Source organism: Stenotrophomonas sp. STEN023 (assembly GCF_056760135.1).
Window position 1 is genome coordinate 55,485 of the sequence record NZ_JBRREF010000009.1, and the last position, 18,993, is coordinate 74,477.

Annotated in this window: 17 protein-coding genes; 14 read left to right on the forward strand and 3 right to left on the reverse strand. The window is 65.7% G+C overall.

Features of this window, described 5'->3' with window-relative positions; translation table 11 throughout:
• Window positions 1-163: 163 nt before the first annotated feature.
• The 12 genes from ACVOLV_RS04190 to ACVOLV_RS04245 all read left to right on the forward strand — a co-directional run bounded on the left by ACVOLV_RS04190 (window position 164) and on the right by ACVOLV_RS04245 (window position 11,624).
• Window positions 164-1,174: a glycosyltransferase gene (locus ACVOLV_RS04190; RefSeq protein ID WP_481553283.1), complete on the forward strand. Its 1,011-nt coding sequence runs from the start codon at window positions 164-166 to the stop codon at window positions 1,172-1,174.
• Window positions 1,171-2,061 (forward strand): sulfotransferase family protein, encoded by an 891-nt coding sequence (locus tag ACVOLV_RS04195; protein WP_481553284.1) that lies wholly within the window; start codon window positions 1,171-1,173, stop codon window positions 2,059-2,061. Before ACVOLV_RS04190 ends, ACVOLV_RS04195 begins: the two co-directional genes overlap by 4 nt.
• A 14-nt stretch (window positions 2,062-2,075) precedes the next feature.
• Complete coding sequence (locus ACVOLV_RS04200; protein WP_481553285.1) at window positions 2,076-2,417, forward strand: hypothetical protein; 342 nt, start codon at window positions 2,076-2,078, stop codon at window positions 2,415-2,417.
• 74 nt (window positions 2,418-2,491) lie between these two features.
• Window positions 2,492-3,130 carry a glutathione S-transferase family protein gene (locus ACVOLV_RS04205; RefSeq protein WP_481553286.1) on the forward strand — a complete coding sequence of 213 codons (639 nt, stop codon included), beginning with the start codon at window positions 2,492-2,494 and terminating at the stop codon, window positions 3,128-3,130.
• Window positions 3,130-3,594 carry a DUF6265 family protein gene (locus ACVOLV_RS04210; RefSeq protein ID WP_481553287.1) on the forward strand — a complete coding sequence of 155 codons (465 nt, stop codon included), beginning with the start codon at window positions 3,130-3,132 and terminating at the stop codon, window positions 3,592-3,594. Before ACVOLV_RS04205 ends, ACVOLV_RS04210 begins: the two co-directional genes overlap by 1 nt.
• A 46-nt stretch (window positions 3,595-3,640) precedes the next feature.
• Window positions 3,641-5,236, forward strand: a complete 1,596-nt coding sequence (locus tag ACVOLV_RS04215; RefSeq protein WP_481553288.1) for an AAA family ATPase — start codon at window positions 3,641-3,643, stop codon at window positions 5,234-5,236.
• Window position 5,237: 1 nt separating this feature from the next.
• Window positions 5,238-6,230: a hypothetical protein gene (locus ACVOLV_RS04220; protein ID WP_481553289.1), complete on the forward strand. Its 993-nt coding sequence runs from the start codon at window positions 5,238-5,240 to the stop codon at window positions 6,228-6,230.
• The gene (locus ACVOLV_RS04225) at window positions 6,227-8,008 is read left to right on the forward strand and encodes a hypothetical protein (RefSeq protein WP_481553290.1); all 1,782 of its coding nucleotides are present in this window, start codon (window positions 6,227-6,229) and stop codon (window positions 8,006-8,008) included. The genes ACVOLV_RS04220 and ACVOLV_RS04225 overlap by 4 nt, the downstream gene beginning before the upstream one ends.
• A 22-nt stretch (window positions 8,009-8,030) precedes the next feature.
• A complete protein-coding gene (locus ACVOLV_RS04230; RefSeq protein ID WP_481553291.1) occupies window positions 8,031-8,612 on the forward strand; it encodes a hypothetical protein in 582 nt (193 codons plus the stop codon).
• Window positions 8,597-9,970, forward strand: a complete 1,374-nt coding sequence (locus ACVOLV_RS04235) for an AMP-binding protein (protein ID WP_481553292.1) — start codon at window positions 8,597-8,599, stop codon at window positions 9,968-9,970. The genes ACVOLV_RS04230 and ACVOLV_RS04235 overlap by 16 nt, the downstream gene beginning before the upstream one ends.
• A complete protein-coding gene (gene pnuC, locus ACVOLV_RS04240; protein ID WP_481553293.1) occupies window positions 9,967-10,536 on the forward strand; it encodes a nicotinamide riboside transporter PnuC in 570 nt (189 codons plus the stop codon). Before ACVOLV_RS04235 ends, pnuC begins: the two co-directional genes overlap by 4 nt.
• Before the next feature lie 5 nt (window positions 10,537-10,541).
• Complete coding sequence (locus ACVOLV_RS04245) at window positions 10,542-11,624, forward strand: AAA family ATPase (protein WP_481553294.1); 1,083 nt, start codon at window positions 10,542-10,544, stop codon at window positions 11,622-11,624.
• Here ACVOLV_RS04245 and ACVOLV_RS04250 read toward each other — a convergent pair.
• Window positions 11,618-13,303, reverse strand: coding sequence for a hypothetical protein (locus ACVOLV_RS04250; protein ID WP_481553295.1), 1,686 nt, complete (start codon window positions 13,301-13,303; stop codon window positions 11,618-11,620). The two genes, ACVOLV_RS04245 and ACVOLV_RS04250, sit on opposite strands and share 7 nt — an antisense overlap.
• A 292-nt stretch (window positions 13,304-13,595) precedes the next feature.
• Here ACVOLV_RS04250 and bla point away from each other — a divergent pair, with 292 nt between their 5' ends.
• On the forward strand, window positions 13,596-14,480 hold the full coding sequence (gene bla / locus ACVOLV_RS04255) for a subclass B3 metallo-beta-lactamase (RefSeq protein ID WP_481553296.1): 885 nt from the start codon (window positions 13,596-13,598) through the stop codon (window positions 14,478-14,480).
• Between the two features lie 219 nt (window positions 14,481-14,699).
• On the opposite strand, the gene ACVOLV_RS04260 is transcribed toward bla, so the two are convergent.
• Together ACVOLV_RS04260 and ACVOLV_RS04265 are read right to left on the reverse strand one after the other, a co-directional pair.
• Window positions 14,700-15,401, reverse strand: coding sequence for a LytR/AlgR family response regulator transcription factor (locus ACVOLV_RS04260; RefSeq protein ID WP_481553297.1), 702 nt, complete (start codon window positions 15,399-15,401; stop codon window positions 14,700-14,702).
• Window positions 15,389-17,098 carry a histidine kinase gene (locus ACVOLV_RS04265; protein WP_481553298.1) on the reverse strand — a complete coding sequence of 570 codons (1,710 nt, stop codon included), beginning with the start codon at window positions 17,096-17,098 and terminating at the stop codon, window positions 15,389-15,391. The genes ACVOLV_RS04260 and ACVOLV_RS04265 overlap by 13 nt, the downstream gene beginning before the upstream one ends.
• Window positions 17,099-17,278: 180 nt before the next feature.
• Between ACVOLV_RS04265 and ACVOLV_RS04270 the strand changes: the two genes are divergently transcribed.
• Window positions 17,279-18,865, forward strand: coding sequence for an alpha/beta hydrolase (locus ACVOLV_RS04270; RefSeq protein WP_481553299.1), 1,587 nt, complete (start codon window positions 17,279-17,281; stop codon window positions 18,863-18,865).
• The last annotated feature ends 128 nt before the right edge of the window (window positions 18,866-18,993 follow it).

Sequence of the window (18,993 nt, forward strand, 5' to 3'; positions counted from 1 at the left end):
GCTGCGGCCGTGCTGGGGGGACTCCGCATCCGGGGCCGCGCGAAGCATCATAGCGCGCCAATTTGTCAATGTTTGTCAGCGCCGGGCGCGCTGTCGCCCGGTTCAGCATCGGAAGGTGAAAGCTGCTGGCTAGAGTGCGCCATCCCACTCTGGCGCCTCCACGATGACAACTCCGTGCGTTCGTTTGATCAGTCGCGAGAACGGCGTTGGCCTGAGCCGTGACCTGGATCTGATGCAGCGCTTGTTGGCGCCGTTGTTTGCAACCGAGCGGGTGGGACTTGGCAGTACGAGCCGCACCCGCGTGCAAGTCGCCGGTCTGTGGGGACGTCGCCTGCTGCAGGGGCGGGTGCCGCTGCAGATATTCTCCGAGCGCGTATACCCACGCTGCCTGCCCTTGGCCGAACGCAATTTCCTGCTGCCCAATCCGGAGTGGTTCCTGCCGCGTTGGCACCCCAGCCTGGCCCGGTTCGATGCGGTGCTGTGCAAGACCCGCCACGCCGAGCGCATCTTCGCCGGATTGGGTTGCACCACCCGCTATATCGGCTTCACCAGCGAGGACCGCATGTTGCCCGATGTGCGGCGTCAGCGTGTGTTCTTCCATCTGGCCGGACGCAGCAGTGCCAAAGGCACGCAGGTGTTGCTGGATACATGGCGCAGGCACCCGCAATGGCCACTGCTGGTCGTGGTGCAGAACCCGCGCACTGCCGGCCCGAAGGTGACGGCGGACAATATCGACCATCGCATTGCGGTGCTTGATGAGGCCGAGCTGCGCAGATTGCAGAACCAATGCCTGTTCCATATCTGTCCCTCCGAGACCGAAGGCTACGGTCACTATCTGATGGAAGCCTTGAGCGTGGGCGCGGTGACGCTGACCACCGATGGCGAACCAATGAATGAACTGGTGAGCGCGCGGCGCGGGCTGCTGATGTTGCCGGGCGAGGCGGTCAAGCGCGATCTTGTATGGCGCTACTACGTCGACCCGGCTGGCATCGAGCTCGCGGTGACACGCGCGTTGCAGCTTTCCGACGGCGCCTTGAATACCTTGTCACGGCAGGCGCGCGAGCACTTCGTGGACAACCAGGATGCCTTCACCCATCGCTTCCAGCGCGTGGTAACGGAAGGGTTGCCATTGCGGCGGCGGTCGCTGCCGGCGCTGCTGCGGGTGAAGGAATGAGCGCTGCCATCGGCCAGGTATTCCTGGTGGGTTGCCCGCGCTCGGGAACCACCTTGCTGCAGCGTTTGCTGAGTACGCACCCGGATATCGTCTCGTTGCCGGAGACGCATTTCCTGCAGCGGCTGCTGCGCTACGGCGACCGCCATCGCGAGTCAGCACGGGCGTGGCGCTGGAAACAGCTGCATGGCATGCGGCATTCGCTGCAGGCCTGGCTGGGTTGGGTTCCCGCTGGACAGGTTCGGCGTGCCTGGGCCGGCGTTCCCGAGCTGGCAGCGGCATCGCCATCGGCGTTGGCCCCGGTCGGCGCACAGTTGCAGGCGTTTGCCGATGCGCTGGCGGCGCATTGCGATGATTCCGGCGGACAACTCTGGTTGGAGAAGACACCCGACCACCTGTTCTATCTGCACTCGATCAGCAGGCACCTGCCGGGTGCGCGGGTGATCCATCTGCTGCGTGATGGTGAAGAAGTCGTGGCATCGCTGCATGCGGCCGCCGCGCGCTATCGGCCCTGGCATGTCTACGCGGATGTCGATCGCGCGATTGATCGCTGGAACCGCGCCGTCGCTGAAAGCGAGATGTGGCTGCATGATCGTCGTCATCTCTGGGTGCGCTACGAGCAGCTCATCGCACAGCCGCAGCAGGAGCTGGCGCGGATATTTGCGTTCCTCGGTTGCGACGTCGTCGATTGCGCGACTGCGGGATCAGCCGATCTGAGCGCTCTGGTGCGCAGCGATGAACCCTGGAAACAGGGCGCGGGCGAGGCATTGCGTGATCGCCGCAAATTCCAGCGTTGTTTCGATGCCGCACGACGCGAGCACATCCGTGCGCGCCTGGTCCCGTTGTCCGACAACCTGCTCGCCGCAATGCGGCGTCCCTTTCCTCATTGAACCCGGAGCATTCCATGCGTAGATCACTGCAGAAGATCACACCCTTTGCGGCTTCGTTGCTGCTGTTGTCGCTTGCCGGCTGCGCTGCACTTGGGCGCTGCCAGGATGGCCCACCGCCCGACGCGCACCGTGGCGGCCCCGGTGGTCCGCCGCCGCATTCACCGCCGCGTGATCCGGCATTCACCAAGGCCTTTGATGCCTGCCTGGCCGAGCAAGGCGGCGGTGCTGCAGCTGCGGCTGGTGAGCAAGGCGGATCGGCCCGGCCCAGGATTGACCGGCAAACCATGGACGCCTGCCTGAAGGGCAAGGGCGTGGAGCCACCGGCGCCACCGCCGCGCCCGCGCGAGCAAGGCTGAGTCCTGCACATTCACCTGTCCCGGCGCTGGGGCGCAGTTGCTAGACTGCCGCCTCATCCTCCGGAGGCAGGCGCATGGGCAGCACGGCAGAAGAGATCGTCTTCTATACCAACCCGATGTCACGCGGGCGCATCGTGCGCTGGATGCTGGAGGAGTTGGGCCAGCCGTATCGCACCGAGGTGCTGGAATACGGCCAGAGCATGAAAGGCGCGGAATTCCTCGCCATCAATCCGATGGGCAAGGTGCCGACCATCGTGCACCGTGGCGTGGTGGTGACCGAGGCTGCCGCGATCTGTGCCTATCTGGCCGATGCCTTCCCCGCCGCGGGACTGGCGCCCGCGCTGGATGATCCGCTGCGTGGCAGTTACCTGCGCTGGCTGTTCTTTGCCGCCGGGCCGGTGGAGGCTGCTGTCAGCGCCAAGGCGCTGGGCCTGCTTGCGCCGCTGGAGAAGGCGGGCACGGTCGGCTATGGCAGCTTCGATCAGACCGTTGATACCCTGGAGCAGGTGGCCGCGTCGGCATCGCCGTGGCTGCTCGGCGAGCGTTTCAGCGCCGCCGACGTCTACGTCGGCAGCCAGATCCTGTGGGGGCAGATGTTCAAGAGCATGCCTGCGCGCGACGCATTTGCCGCCTATGGCGAGCGCCTGCGTGCCCGTCCGGCATGGCAGCGGGCAAGCGCATTGGATGATGCATTGATCCCGCCGCGCGGCTGATGCGCAGGTCCTTGCTCTGCTTGATCCTGCTGATCGGCGCAGCCAGTGCCGTGACGGCAGCTGCGGCGGAGCTGGCATCGCTGGACTGGCTGCTGGGCAGCTGGCAACGCACCGGCATGGCGGCCGGTACGAGCGGTGAAGAGCACTGGCGTCGGCAGGCGGATGCGCTGGAAGGTGAGGGCCGCAGCTATCGGCAGGACGAGCTGCGGTTCCAGGAGCGTCTGCGCATCGTCGACGAAGGCGGGCAGCTGTACTACGTCGCCGATGTTGCCGGCAATCCCGCACCGGTCAGGTTCGCGCTGGTGGAGCAGGGCGCGCAGTCGGTAGTGTTCGAGAACCCCCAGCATGACTTTCCGCAGCGGATCGCCTATCAGCGTAATGGCCGGCAGCTGACGGCCACCGTATCCGCTGGCGAACGCGTGCAGGTGTTCGAGTTCGAGCAGGCCGCGCAGGCGGCTGACTGAGCGGCGGCCGAGCTCACGGCCCCCACGTTAGAATCCGGGTTCCGTGATGAAGGGACGCCCGGTGTCGCCATTCAACCTGTTCCAGCGCCTGTCGCAGGCGCCAACCAACCCGAAGGCCGAGCCGGTGGCGCGGACCTTCGATGTGGCCGAACTGTATGAAGGACCGGTGCAGTTGGCCGGCGCCGCCGATGCCGCGCCGCTGGCGTTGGACGAGAAGCTGCGCCAGGCCTACTTCTGGATCGTCAACAACGCCATCATCAGCCCGCATTACGACATCGAATACCACGCAGGTCCCTCGGCCAGCTTCAATGTTGGTGATACCCGCCGCCAGCTGACCTTGCCATCGGCGCAGAGTTATTCCAGCTACGTGCTGCTGCCGCTGCTGACCTTCGCCACCCGCCGCAAATGCCTGTTCGTCGGCGGCCCCGGCCGTGGCAAGACCGCCAGCGCCATCCTGATGGGCGTGCTTGCCGGTTACCCGGTGCGCGAGGTGCGTCGCGCCATGCAGCATGGTCACCCGCAGATGACCATCGCCGACCTGCTCGGCAATCCGCTGCCGGCCGATCTGGTCGCCGCGCAGGACATGTCGCAGATCCGCATCGCCTGGCGCAGCTGGTTGGGCATGCGGGTCAAGATCATCGACGAGTACAACCGCATTCCCACCCGCACCCAGAGCGCGCTGCTGACGGTGATGGGCGACAACTACGCCGAAGTGCTCAACCAGGTCTACGAATGCCCGGAGTCGGCGTGGTACCTCACCGCCAATGACGACCGTGGTGGTGGCACCTATCAGGTGATCGAGGCGCTGCGCGACCGTATCGACGTGGTGGTGCAGGCGCTGGCCTTCAATCCGCGCTTCCTGGAAGAGATGCTGCTGCGCATCGAGCAGAACATCCGTCCGGAAGAAGTGGTGCCGCGCGAGATCATCTTCAGCGAGGACGAAGGCGATCAGATGCTGCAACAGATCCGTGCGGTGGAGGTGCCGCAGGATGTGCGCAGGCGCATCGAATTCTTCAGCAGCCAGTTCGAATTGATGGAAACGGCAGGAGCGCAGTTCGAGTACCTGACCAAGGACACCGTGCGCCTGGCCGGCGTTGACTGGGCCCAGGCCATCGCCGCCGATTCCGGCCGTGATCGCATGAAGGACCTCGGCTGCCAGACCCGCAATGGCTTGTCGGTACGCAACCTGATGACCTTGCTGATGTTCGCCAAGGCACTGGCATGGTTCCGTGGCAATGCCGCGGTCGCGCTGGACGATGTGCGCCAGGTGTTGCCGTTCGTGCTCAACGACAAGCTGCAGCCCGATCTGGATGCACCGTTCTTCGCGCTGCCGGAAAACGCCGCTTATCGCAGCGATCGGCTCAGCTGGCTGCGCTGGCTGCTGGACAGCTCCAATGCCGAATACGACCGTCTGGACCTGGACCGCAACGATCCGGTCGGCGAGCTGTCCGCGCAGTTCGCGCGTGGCCTGGATGGCGTCAGCGAGCGCGAGACGCGTGCGCGCCTCACGCGCATCGAACGGCTGGTGGAGGAACGGGTGAAGGGCCGCAAGCTCTACGGTCATCTGTACGACGACCTGCTCAAGCTCAAGTACCTGCACCAGCGCTATACCAATTACCTGCATTGGCAGCAGGCGCGCTGAGATGCTGTCGCCCGTCCTGACCGGCCTGCTGGCATCGCGCCGCAGCCTGCTCAACCAGCAGGTTGCCGAAGCGCGGCAGCGCTGGCCCACCCTGGATACCGCGGCGTTCTCGGTCTTCGTCGCGCAGACGCTGGACCCCTTGTGCCTGGCGGTTGCTGCAGTGGACGAAGCGGCAATGCCGGCGGCCACTGAAGTGGCCTTCGAGCTGGGCTTGGAGCTGGTTGCACAGGGGCTGGCAGGGCCGGCAGCTCGGCTACCGTGGGTGGATGCCGCGTGGCAGCAGCTGGCCGCACCGGCTGCAGCACTGATCGCAGTTGCACCGCTGGAGACGCTGGGCGCACTGAGCAATGCGGTCGTGCGCATGCACGAGGTACCGGGCGTGCGCGTTGGCGCATGGTTGCAGCAGATGGCGGCATTGGCGCCGCGTTGCGAGAGTACGGCGGCCTTGCGCAGCGTCGGCGCGCTGTGTGCGTGGCAGGTCGGTATGGCGCATCTGCGTGTGGCAGCGTTGGCGCAGGCCGACGATCTGCCTGCCGACTTGGCGGCGGACGCATTGGGCGTCGACCAAGCGCAGTGGCCGTCGCTACGCAGCCGGCTCGGCAGTGAGCGTTGGTGGCATCCGCAGGGCGCAGCGGCAAGCGTGCAGGGGCAGACGGTTGGCGGCTTCAGCGGCCTGGGCGGTCCATTCGCTGCACCGCCGGAGCTGCGCGCCAGCGCGGAAGGTTTCATCGCACGTAGCGGCGACCGCCATTACCTGCTGATTGCCGATGCCTTCGGTGGCGTGGTGTTGCCCGCCAATGCAGCAGAGTTTGCTGCCGCGCGGGTCGCGCCGGCCACGCAGCTTTCAATCGACAGCCAGGGCGCGCGCATTGGCGCGACTGCCATCGCTTACGCTGCACCCGCTGATGGCCTTATGGCAGTGGCTGGGCCGGCGGGAATCGCCCTGTATTCGCCTTGGTCGCACCATGTGCGCCTGCTACCGGGCGTGGCATGAGCAGCGTCGAACAGGAAAGCCTGCTGGCCAACTGGCGCGCCGCCTGGCCGCTGGCCTTGGCTGATTGGAGCCGTTTCACCAGGTTGCAGGACCCGCGCCTGTGCGACAGCAGTGTCGAGGCAGCGAAGGAGGGCCTTACCGGCAGCTTCGCGATGATCCGCCTGGCCGACCAGCGGGTGGTGATCGATCTGCCACAGGTGCAGCGCTTGGGGCTGCAGGATCACGCCCGCGAGATCCTCGCCCACGAGATCGGCCATCACGTGCTGGCACCAGCCACGGCCACCGATCACGCGCGGCTGCTGGCGCGCATCCATCGCGCATTGCCGACATTGGAAGCACATGCGCCGATGGTCGCCAACCTCTATACCGACCTGTTGATCAACGACCGCCTGCAACGCCAATGCGGCCTGCGCATGGCCGAGATCTACCAGCGCCTTGCCAGCGGCGCCAGCGGCAGTTCACCGCTGTGGCAGCTGTACATGGGCATCTACGAACAGCTGTGGCAGCAGCCCGCCGGTAGTCTGGGCGGGCCAGCGCTGGAAGCTGCAGGCCTGCGCGGCGATGCCTGGCTGGGCGCGCGGGTGATCCGCACCTATGCCGGCGAATGGATGGAAGGTGCCAGTCGTTTCAGTGCCTTGTTGTTGCCGCATCTGTTGGAGACGGTCAGCGACGCGCGCGTGGATGCGCTGATGGATACCCGCCATGCCGGGCGCGGCAGTCAACCGGTGGGACTGGATCGGCTGGAAGAAGACGAACTTGCGCCGGTGCTGCATCCAGCGCTCGATCCGCGCATCACTGGGGAGGAAGATGCTGGTGCAGCAGACGTGGTGGCGGAGGACGCATTGCCGACCAGCGCGCCCGGTCACGGCCAGACCCGCGAGCCGTTCGAGTACGGCGAGATCCTGCGAGCGGCCGGGTTGGACATGGACCCGCAGCAATTCGCCGTGCGCTACTACCGCGAACGTGCCTTGCCGCACTTGATCCGTTTCCCGGTGAGCCCGCAGCCGCAGGCACAGGAACTCGAACTTGAAGGGCTGGAGCCCTGGGAGCCTGGCGATCCGCTGGACGCGGTGGATTGGTTGCAGACCTTGATGCAGTCGCCCACCGTGGTGCCGGGGGTGACCACGGTGCAGCGGGTGATGGGGCCGGCGCCGGGCAACGAAGCTGCCAACGATCCGATTGATCTGGACCTGTACGTGGACAGCTCCGGCTCTATGCCCGATCCGCAGCAGGTCACCTCCTGGCTGACCTTGGCCGGTGCGGTGATCGCGTTGTCGGCATTGCGGGCGGGTGCGCGCGTGCAGGCCACCTTGTGGAGCGGCAAGCAGCAATGCCTGCACACCGATGGCTTCGTGCGCAGCGAGGACGACATCCTCAAGGTGCTGGTGGGTTACTTCGGTGGCGCAACGGCTTTTCCCATCCATCGCCTGCGCAGCACCTACGCACAGCGGCCGGCGGCTGCGCGTGCCGTGCATATCCTGCATATCTCCGATGACGGCATCACCACCATGTTCGAGCAGGACGAGCGCGGCAATAGCGGCTGGGACGTCGCCGCGCAGGCGCTGCGTGCGGGCCGGGCCGGCGGCACCATGGCGCTCAATCTCTACAGTCCTTTGCCGGCAAGCCTGGCCGGCGCCAAAGGCTGGACCGCCGACCTGCTGCGTGCACGCGAGCAGGGCTGGGATATCCACGTCGTGCGCGACATGACCGACCTGTTGGCCTTCGCCCGTGATTTCAGCCAACGCCATTACCAGTCGCTGGGCGGTGCAGGTCAATGAAGAACACCTTACGGAACCAACCATGAGCAACAGCGCCGCGTTGGACGCCCTGCTGCGTCGCCTGATCGATACACCACCGGACTTCCTCGATCCGCCACGGCGTGGCCGCGACGGGCAGCTGCAGGTCGCCGCTGTGGTCAATGACGTGCTGGCGCTGCACGGCGTCGCCTTGCCTGCTGCGCTGCAGGCCAGCCTGTCCGGCAACCTGGCGGCGGTCACCGCCAATCAGCTGAGCCTGTCCGCGGTGATGGCCTGGCTGCTCGCCGACGAGGCCTGGCACGCGCTGCGCTTCCCGCGCGAGGCGCTGTTGCCGGTGTTTGCCGAAGCGGTGCCTGCACTGGCAGCGGAAGCCGCGGTAAACCGCTACCTGCACGACCCGGACCGGCGCGAGGAACTGGTGCGTACGGCCGTCGCCCGCCTTGGCCTGCTGCCTGCCGGTGAAACCGCGGCACAGGCAGCCGATCGCCTGGCCAGCGTCAGCAGTGTCGAGCGTCGTCGCCTGCTCGAAGCCAGCCGCGCTGCTGAAGCGCGCGCGCGTGCCATCCGCGAGGCGCTGGCACGCAAGGCCGCCGAGGAATCGGCGGACAAATGGACGCGCGAGTGAACGCGCGAGTGAATCAGGACCCTCAAGACGGCGAACGCTATCCCACCTTGAGCGAAGCGGGCAGGGCGATGCTGCAGCGGATGCGTGAGCATCCGGCAGCACCGCGCTACCGCAACCAGAGCGGCAATCGACTGCTCGCCGAGGAAGTGCAACAACTGCGTGGGTACGAAGACGACATCCTCGGCGCTGGTTTCCAGTGGCAGCCGGATTCCCCCCCGTCGTGGTTGGGAGCCTTCGTCGACGAGGTGACCGCGCAGGTGCCGTACTTCCGCGCGCGCGGTCGCGCCGCATGTTTCGAGGACATCGCCACCACTCACCGCGGTGACCTGGCCGCCGACATCGCTCAGTTCGTGCCAGATCCGGTGCCGTTGCAGCGGATGATGAACTTCCGTACCACCGGTACTACCGGCCACCCGCTGGTGCTGCCCTCGCATCCAATCGTGGCCGGTCGCTATCTGGCCTACCACAAGCGTGCGCTGGCTCGCGCGGGCGTACAGCTGCGCAACGGTCGCGGGCAGATGGGCGTGATGCTGCTGGGCATGCAGCAACGCTGCTTCACCTATGTATCGGTGACGCCAAGCATGGACGAATCCGGGCTGGCCAAGATCAACCTGCATCCGGATGAGTGGCGCCATCCTGATGACCGCGCGCGCTATATCGATGCGCTGCAGCCGGAGGTGATTGCCGGTGATCCGATCTCCTTCGCGACCTTGTTGGAGTTGGGACTGAGCCACCGGCCGCGCGCGCTGCTGTCGGTCTCGATGGCGTTGTCGCCTGGTTTGCGGCAGATGCTGCAACAGCAATTCGACTGCCCGGTACTGGACATCTACTCGATGAACGAAGCCGGCCCGCTGGCGGTGCATGACGCCGCCGCCGGTGGCCACGTGCTGCTGCAGCCGGGCATGTATGTGGAGGTACTGGACGATGCCGGTCGTGCCGTTGCCGATGGCCAGGTCGGTGAGATCACCCTGACCGGTGGCTTCAATTTCTGCCTGCCGTTGCTGCGCTACCGCAGCGGCGACCGTGGCGCGCTTGCAATGTGTGGCGATGTGCCGATGATTGTCGACCTGCAGGGCCGGCGACCGGTACGCTACCGCACCCGCAGTGGCCGCTGGATCAACAACATCGACCTCACCCACGCCTTGGCGGCGCTGCCGCTGTCGCGCTTCCGTGTGCACCAGCAGGGCGATGGCAGCGTCAACCTGCATCTGCCGGCCGCCGAGGCCGGCTACGCACAGCAGGCGCAAGCAGCCCTGCAACACACCCTGGACGAGCTGCCTGTGCAGGTCGTGCTGATGCACGCGGAGGACAAAGTGCTGCAATACACCACCGATCTCAACGAAGGCCTGGGCGCATGACCGCACTTGAAATCGCCGCCAACGCCTTCGCCACCGCGTCCATCCTGTGCGCGGCGCGCAACAGCGTGCATACCTGGTGGACGGGGATCATTGGGTGCTCGCTGTTCGGCCTGCTGTTCTGGCATACCCAGCTGTACGCCGATGTGCTGCTGCAGGTGTTCTTCGTCGTCGCCAGCATGTTCGGTTGGTGGAACTGGCACGCCAGTGCCAGCCACGCCGCATTGCCGATCAAGCGCACGCCGATGCGCAGCTTCCTGCTGATGGGTGCAGGTGCCCTGCTGGCTGGCGCCGCTTACGGGCTGGTACTGCATCGCTTCACCGATGCCTACGCGCCGTTCGCCGATTCCTCGGTGCTGTGCCTGTCGGTGCTGGCGCAGCTGTTGTTGATGCGCAGGCGCATCGAGACCTGGCCGGTGTGGGTGCTGGTCAATACCATCGCGGTGCCGCTGTACGCCTCGCGCGGGCTCACCCTGACGTCCGTGTCGTATGCGGCATATTGGATCAACGCCTGGTTGGCCTGGCGGCATTGGCGCCGGCTGTGGCGCGAACAGGGCACGACTGTGTGAGCAGGATGCGGATCGGTTTGGTGGTGGGCAAGTTCTGCCCGCTGCATCGCGGGCACCAGTTGCTGCTGGATCATGCACAGGCCGCTTGCGATCAGCTGGTCGTGGTCAGTTACACCAAGCCCGAGTTTCCCGGCATGGGGCCTGCACGCCGTGAGGCCTGGCTGCGTGCGCTGTATCCCGATGCCAGCCTATGGGTGCTCGATGACGCGCGCTTGGCCGCGCATTGCCAGCGTCTGGCGCTGCCGCCGCAATGCCTGCCGGACAACGACGCCGGCGACCAGACACATCGGCTGTTCATGGCGTGGTTGCTGCGCGAGGTAATCCAAAGCGAAGTGGATCTGGTTTTTACCAGCGAGGATTACGGTCCAGGTTTCGCCGCGCTCCTGTCGCAGCAACAGCAGCTGCATGGTGGCGGTGTGGTGGCACATGTGGCAGTGGACCCAGCGCGGCGAGCGGTGCCGGTATCGGGCACGGCATTGCGCGCCGATCTGCATGCGCGGCGGCATCAGCTGGCACCGCAGGTATACCGGCATTTCGTCAAACGGGTTGTGCTGCTGGGGGGGGAATCCACCGGCAAGTCCACGCTCGCACGGATACTGGCCGAACGCTGCGGCAGTGTGCACGCGGCCGAATATGGGCGCGAGCTATGGGAGGCGCAGGATGGGCAGCTGCAGGAGACGGACCTGCTGCATATCGCGCAGACCCAGGTGGCGCGCGAGATGGATCTGCTGGGGTCCGCCACCGGTTGGCTGGTATGCGATACCTCGCCGTTGACGACCCTGTTGTACGCCGAGGCGATGTTTGGTCGGGTCGATCCGGAGCTGCGTGAGCTGGCAACGCGGCGATATGACCTGGTGCTGCTATGTGACCCGGACGTTCCGTTCGTGCAGGACGGTACCCGGCGCGATGAGGTATTCCGTTGCTGGCAACACGCTTGGTATCTGCGCGAGCTTGAAGCCCGCAAGATTCCCTGCCGCCAGCTGCGCGGCAGCTGGCAGCAGCGTGAGGCAGCCGCACTTGCGGCGATGGCCGAGGTATCGGCAGAGGCGGATTGGCCCATGCCGTTGCAAGCGGTGCTGGCTCAGTAGCGCGCGGCAGCCAGTGGCGCATCCGCCCATTGCCAAGCGGCAGCCTGCTGACGCCTGGTCTCGGCGGCGGCATCGGTCTGGCCCAAGGCCTGTTGCGCCTGCGCCAAGCCATACAGCGACCAGCCATTGGCGGGATAGGTCTTCAGGTCCTGATTGAAGGCTTCGGTGGCTGCCTTGGCATCACCTGTCTCCAACAGTGCAGCGCCAAGATAGGTGCGCACCGGTAGCGGCCAGTCGGCGGGCTCGTTGTAGGCCAGGGCATCTTCGGCGGCTGCTGCTTCTCGCAGGGCAGTGATTGCTTCGCTGTGTTTACCCTGCGCGCGCAGCAGTTCGCCACGCAACAATGCATCGGCCACGCGCAATACGCTGTCGGCATGATTGATGTCGAAGAAGCTGACCTGTGCCATCGCCGTATCAGTGGCGATGGCATGCAGCGCTCCGGCTTCCCGGGCCGCTTGGTCCAATGCGCCCTTGCGTGCATGAGCCATGCCGCGGGCGAAGTGGCGGATCGCGGCAGGATAGGGCAGTTCGGGTGCGGTGCTGGTATCGGCAAGGATGCCGTCCCAATCGCCGAAGCGGACCTGGGTGAGCAGCGGTGTCACCACGAACTGCTGCATGAACTGCATCGGCGCCTCGCCCATGGTCGCGCGATCGGCCCTATCCGCAGTCTGCTTGGCGGCCTGCATGGACAGCGTGCGCGAGCCGGTCAGGCCGGTGGTCATGGTGGCGAAGTGCCAGTTATGCGGCACATAGCCCAGTGGATAGACGCCATTGCTGCCACGGCAGACAGCAAGGAAGTCCTTGTCGGCGCTGGTTGCGGCCAGGTTGGTCAGGGTTGCATCGTGGTAGCGGCCAGTGCGGATGTAGATATGCGCGGGCATATGCACCAGATGGCCGGAACCCGGTGCCAACGCGGCCAATGCATCGGCGTAGGGCTCGGCGCGCCTGGGCTCGGGCGAGGACTCCATGGCGTGGATGTAGTAGTGCATCGCGCCGATGTGGCGCGGATTGCGTGCGAGTACGCGCTCCAGTTCGCCGACCAGTGTCTGCGTGAACTCGGCGGGCTTGCCGTCCTGCCAGTAGGCCCACGGCGAGAGATCCATCAAGGCCTCGGCGTACAGGGTGGCGGCATCATCGTCTCCAGGGAACCGCGCCACTACCGCAGCCATCGCATCGGCGTAGTTGCGGTCCAGCTGCTTGCGGTCTTCCGGTGCGGGATCGGTGTAGCGTTTCTGCAGCGCCAGGATCAAGGCCTGATCTACTGGGCGCGCGCTGGCTGCCAGGCTGGCCGCACGCGCTGCGAAAGCGGTTGCGTCTTTGGCGGCCGCTGGTTCCATCGGCAGATTGATGTTCGGCCCCAGCACCAATGCCTGGCCCCAGATACACATCGCACAGCTTGGGTCCAGGCGCGCGGCTTCGGCAAAGGCGCGTCCGGCAGCCTCATGGTTGAAGCCATAGGCCAGACGCAGGCCTTGGTCGAAGTAGCGCTGCGCCAACGGCACGTTGCTGCCGATGTCGCGATGCAGGTCGCCGAAGGTTTCGAACAACGGTAGTTCGCTGGTTCCCGCCGCCAGTGGTTTTCCAGCGGCTGCAGTTGGCGTATTGGAGGAGTCGCAGGCCGATAGCATTGCCATGGCAAGCAGGGACGGAAGCAGCAGGGCCAAGGATCGACGGATCATTGTGGCTTCTCGGGGTGGATGGACGCGAAGATACTGCTGGCCCCACACCGGTGGTGATACGAAGCGGTGAAAACACCGTAAAGATTGTGCGCCGGAAAATCGCAATTACAGTGCACCGGGAACGCCGGCCGTCCAATGTCGGTTGGCGGGGTGTTTGGCACGTTTTGTGCCGCGCCACGCGCGGTTGGGCGGCAAGACCCAGGAATTATTCATGCCTCCGCCCAGTTCTACGCGTTTGTCGCATATGCCTGCGCGGCGCACAGTTCCTGCACCTTACAGGCACGGTGCGCAGATGATGCAGAAGCAGGGGATTCGTTGGGGATTGCGGATGACGGCAGTGCTGGCTTCCGGAGTGATGGTGGCGTCCGCAATTGCAGGCCCGCCGGCGGACTGGACGGCGCCGATCAAGCCGTTTCATGTCGTCGACAACGTCTACTACGTAGGCACGGAAGGACTTGCGGCGTACCTGATTGTGTCGGAGCAGGGTTCGATCCTGCTCGATGCGCCGTTCGCTGCCAACGCCGAGCAGATTGAGCGCAGCATCGAGAGCATCGGCGTTCCACTGCATGATGTGCGGCTGCTGCTCAGCAGTCACGCTCACGCCGATCATGTCGGTGCGATGGCAGCACTCAAGCGCGACACCGGTGCCCGCTATGCCGCCAGCGCGGGGGATCGCTGGGCACTGGAGAATGGCAGGAACCAGGGTGACAACAACTACGGCATCCAGCCCTTCGATCCGATCAAGGTGGATCAGATCGTCAGCGACGGGCAGAAGGTCCGGGTTGGTGATGTCGAACTGACTGCACACCTCACCCCGGGGCATACCGCCGGCTGTACCAGTTGGAGCATGACCGTGAATGATCGCGGCACGCCGCGCGAGCTGTTGTTCCTGTGCAGCATCACGGTTGCCGGCAATACCTTGATTGGCAATCGCAGCTATCCCGGTATCGTCGAGGACTTCCGCACGACCTTCGCCAAACTTGGTGCGATGCATGCGGACATCGTCTTGAGCGGGCATCCGGATACCACCGGCATTCTTGAACGGCAAGAACGACGCATGCGTGGTGACCAGGATGCATTTGTTGCTCCAGGCCTGCTCGCCCGCTTGGTGGACGAGCACAAGGCAGATTTCGAAGAGGCGCTGAGCAAGGCTGGTTTACCAACAACGCGCCCTTGAGCAGCGGCTGGAGACTCCAGCGCCGACTTCACCAAGGTCGTACAGTTTCAGCAGGATCATGCAGCCCGGGTAAGCGCAGCGCACCCGGGACTTCCCGTCCGTCAGCTGCTGGCTCTCCCTGGATGGGAGCGCCGGCGCTCCATCAGCAATCCGCTCTGCCCCGGGGGCGCTGCGCTTGCCCGGGCTACGGAGCTCATGTGTATCCAGTGCCCTGCTGGTTCACTCAAGCGCTAGCGCCTGCCGCAAGCCGGCGACATGGGCGCGCCCGACCGGCAGTTCCCCACCACCATTGAGTACCAACCAGTAGCGACTGCCGCTACCCGAATGCAGGGTACTGATGTGGCGCAGGTTGACCAGGTAGGAGCGATGGCAACGGATGAAGTCCGGCGGCAGCACGGCGCTGAGTCCTGCCAATGATTTGTCGTGCAGCTCACTGCGTCCGTCGCGCATGCGCAGTTCGCTGTAGTCGCCGTCGGCACGGATCCACTGCACATCGGCGAGTTCAACCAGCGCCGTGCCCTGCGCACGCCAGATGCCGAGATAGCGTGCGCGGCCCGAGCTGTAGCGGCCCACATCCAGTAGCCTTTCCAGTGCCTGGCCCAGGCGTTCGCGCGAGAATGGCTTGGGTACGAAATCGAGAACGCCGTGCTCGAAAGCCTGCAGGGCGCGTTCGCGATGGGCGGACACCACCACACAGTGATAGCGGCCAGCCACCGCGCTGCGCAGCAGGTCGAAGCCATCTTCGCCGCCGAGGTTGAGGTCCAGCAGCAGGCCGTCGTAGACGCTGCGCTGCAGCCGGTCGCCGGCGGCATCGAGGTCGGCAACCGCATCGAAGCGGGCGCGGGCGCCGGCCAGTTCAGCGCACAGGCGCAGCAGGCGCTGGCGGACCAGCGGCTCATCTTCAACGATCAATATGCGCATGTGAGCTCGATCCGGCTGCACCAGTCGGCGCCATCGGCGCCTTGGCTGTAGTGCCAGCGGTTGGGATGGGAGGCGGCCAGACTGGCCTCGATATAGCGGGTGCCGGTGCCCTGGCCACGATGTGGTGCGGAGCCGCGTGCGCTGCGCAGTTCCAGAATCCAATGCTGGTTCTCGCGCTGCACGCGTAGACGGAACGGGCGCTGTGCGCAGGCCACTGCGCCGGCATGGGTCAAGGCATTCTCGACCTGTGCATGCAGCACGCCCGGCGGCAGCGACAGTTGCAGGTCGTTGGCGTCGACCTCCAGCGTCATCGGCTGATCCAGGGCTTGGCCGACAATATCCAGATGGTTGCGGCACAGGGCCAGTTCTTCGCTTAGTGGAACGCTTTGGCGGCTGCTGCTTTCACGCAGGCGGTCGAACTGCTCGGCCAGCGATTCGACCAGGCGGCTTGCCTTTGTCGGCGCTTGTTCGATCAGCTCCTGCAGGCAGGTGAGCGTGTTCATCAACCAATGTGGCTGGATGCCACGCTGCAGCAGTTGCAGTGACAGGTTTGCGCGCTCTTCGCGCAGACGTGCGTTGTGCAGGTCCAGTGCCCGCACCTGGGCCGCGTGGCACAGCAGCAGGAAGCCCATCAGCACCGCGAGCAGCAGGAAGTAGGGGCCATCGAGGAATGCCCCGGGCGCAAACAGCAAGGCCAGGACGCCGGCGACCAGCAGGGCCAGGATCGGCCAGCGTTCTTCGCGCTCACCATGTGCCCGCAACAGTAGTGCTGCCGAGGCCAACAGGCTCAGCAGCAGTGCTACTGCCGAGCGGATATCGAAGCTGGGCAGCAGCACGGCAGTCAGTACAAGTGCGGTCGCATAGGCGATGCCCAGACCCTTGGGAACGGACACGCTGTAGCGGCGGGCCAGATAAGCAGGTAGCAGCATGGCTGCTGCCACATGCAACGCCAGTAGGGCATACAGGCGCAGGCCGTGCCATGGGTAGAGATAGCCGAGCAACGGGCGCCATCCTTCGATCACCGGCAGGGCGATTCCAACCGCGCACAGGGCGAGCAGCAGTCGCCCGCCAGGCATCTGCGGCCGGCCGTGCTGCAACGCCAGGAAGTACAGGCAGGCTGCGGCCAGTGCACCGGTGGCGAGGGCCGCGATCAACCAGGGCAGGACCATGCGCTGGTACAACACCACGGCCGGCGCCACCGCAACCAGTGCATCGGCGCTGTACAGGCCGAACTGCTGATGGTGGCTGGACGCAAGCACCAGCAATTCATCGGTGCCAGTGGGCGAGGAGGGCGGCAGTACCCGGGTGATGTCGACCTGGCCGGGCTGCTCCTGCTCGGCGCTGGTGCCGACGACGCCATTGCCCAGCATCGGCTGGCCGTTCCAGTAGAGCTGGCTGGCGCCACGCAATGACAGCCGCAGGGCGCGGCCGCCATCGTCCGGCTGGGTGGACGCGGGTGATTGCCAGCGCAGCCAGTACGGGCCGCGCCAGCTGGCCAGCCTTTGTTGATCGATTGGCTGCCACTTGGTGTTCGCAAGCGGCGAGGGCGGCAGGCCGCCAGCCGCGGTCACGCTGGCGGGCGCCATCTCTCCGCTCAGCACTTGCACGCTGTTGACGTCGCGCAGCAGCACGGCCAGCCACGCGGCGACCGCGAAGACCAGCACGGCCAGTACGCTCAGGATTCGTAGGATCGGCATGGGCCTATCGTATCGGCTGTGTGGAGACGCTGGGCGGTGAGTTGGAGCTGTTCGGCGGACGCGCGCCCCGCAAGCGCTGTTGGGGGAGGGATGCTGGCTCCGTGGTGAGGGCAACGGGAGGTTTCTCCGGGTTGCCGAGGCCACGGCAACACCCACCTTCCCATCTAGTCGGAGCCCGCCATGTCCAACAACTCTCTGTCTGTTTCCAGTGCTTGCCGTCCTTGCCTGCAGTCCTTGGCGGCTCGTTCAAACGCATCACTTGTCGCCGGGCATCGACACGACGCTGGCGGCGTGCGTGTGACCGGCAAGGGGAAGCTGGGACGTACCGGTCGCCTGTTGGTGCTGTGCCTGGCGCTGGCCTGCGCCTCGCCGGTGCTGGCCAAGGACTCGGTTGCACCGCTGGTGTTCGCACCCTATGCAATGCAGACCAAGAGCAACGGCACCATCGCCACCGAAGAGGCCTTCCTCGAAGTTCCGCGTCGCCACAGCGAGCCGGACGGACCGCGTATCCGCCTGCGCGTCGTGCGTCTGCCGGCGACCGGTGGCAATCGCAGCGCTGCCCCGGTGGTCTATCTGGCCGGTGGCCCGGGTGGCTCTGGCTTTGGGACCGCGCTCGGCCCGCGTTGGCCGGTATTCGACCGGGTCCGCCGCGAGACCGACGTGTTGCTGCTTGATCAGCGCGGCACCGATTTCTCCGAGATGCCGCCCGAGTGCCCGCACGAGCAGAAGTTTGCCGATGCCCAGCCGCTGCAGCGTGACGCAGCCCTGGTCGGAATAAAGGCCGCACTGGCCAGCTGCCTTGCGTTCTGGAAGGACGCCGGGGTTGATATGGGCGCCTATACCACCGCCGAGAGTGCCGACGATATCGAGTACCTGCGCAAGGCGATGGCGCTGCCCAAACTGAGCCTGTGGGGCATGAGTTACGGCACGCATCTGGCGCTGGCCACCGTGCGCCGGCACCCGGACAGCCTGGAGCGCGTGGTACTGATGGGCAGTGAAGGCCCCGACGACACGCTCAAGCTGCCGCTGGCTGGCGATGCCTTGTTGGCTGATCTGGCGGTCATCGCCAGGAAAGACGGCTTCGAGGATCTGCAGGGGTCGGCACAGCGTGTTCTGGCCAAGCTGCGGCAACAGCCGGGGCAGGGCAGCAGCCCGATGCATGACGGGCGCAAGGTGACCATCGGCGAGTTCGATGCACAGATGGCAATAGCGATTGCACTTGGCCGCCGCTCCACCCAGCGCATGCTGCCGCTGGCACTGCGTGAGGCCGAGGCTGGCAACTACGACCTGCTCGGTGCCATCGCCTTGATGGTGCGTGAGGGTTTGGGTGGCTGGCGCGCCATGCCGACGGCGATGGATGTGGCTTCCGGGCAGAGCCCGCAACGGCGTGCGCTGGCCGCGGCCCAGGCGCGCCAAAGCCTGCTTGGCGATGCCTTGAACTTCCCGTTCCCGGAGGTGGCTGATGGCCTGGGCATGCTGGACCTGGGTGAGGCCTTCCGTGCGCCTCTGCGCAGCAACGTGCCGGTGCTGTTCGTCAGCGGCACGCTGGACGGCCGTACCCCGCATGCCAATGCCCAGGCGCTGCTGCCCGGCTTCAGCAATGGCAAGGAGCTGCTGGTGCGCAGCGCCAGCCATGACAACGAGATGTGGGTAGGCAACCCTGCCATCGCTGACAACATCGCCGGTTTCCTGGCCGGGCGCGGGCTGAGTGCTGAAGTGCTGGATGTACCGCTGCCGGTGTTCATCACTGACCGGTCGGCGCTGTAGTTGAAGGGCCAAGCCGGGGTCAGGGTTGGGTTCCAAGGAAACCCGATGCTGGCCCCGGCTTTCGGACCTTTGTGGGAGCGGTGTAAACCGCGAAGCAAGCACATGATCAGATGCCATGGTGCAGATGT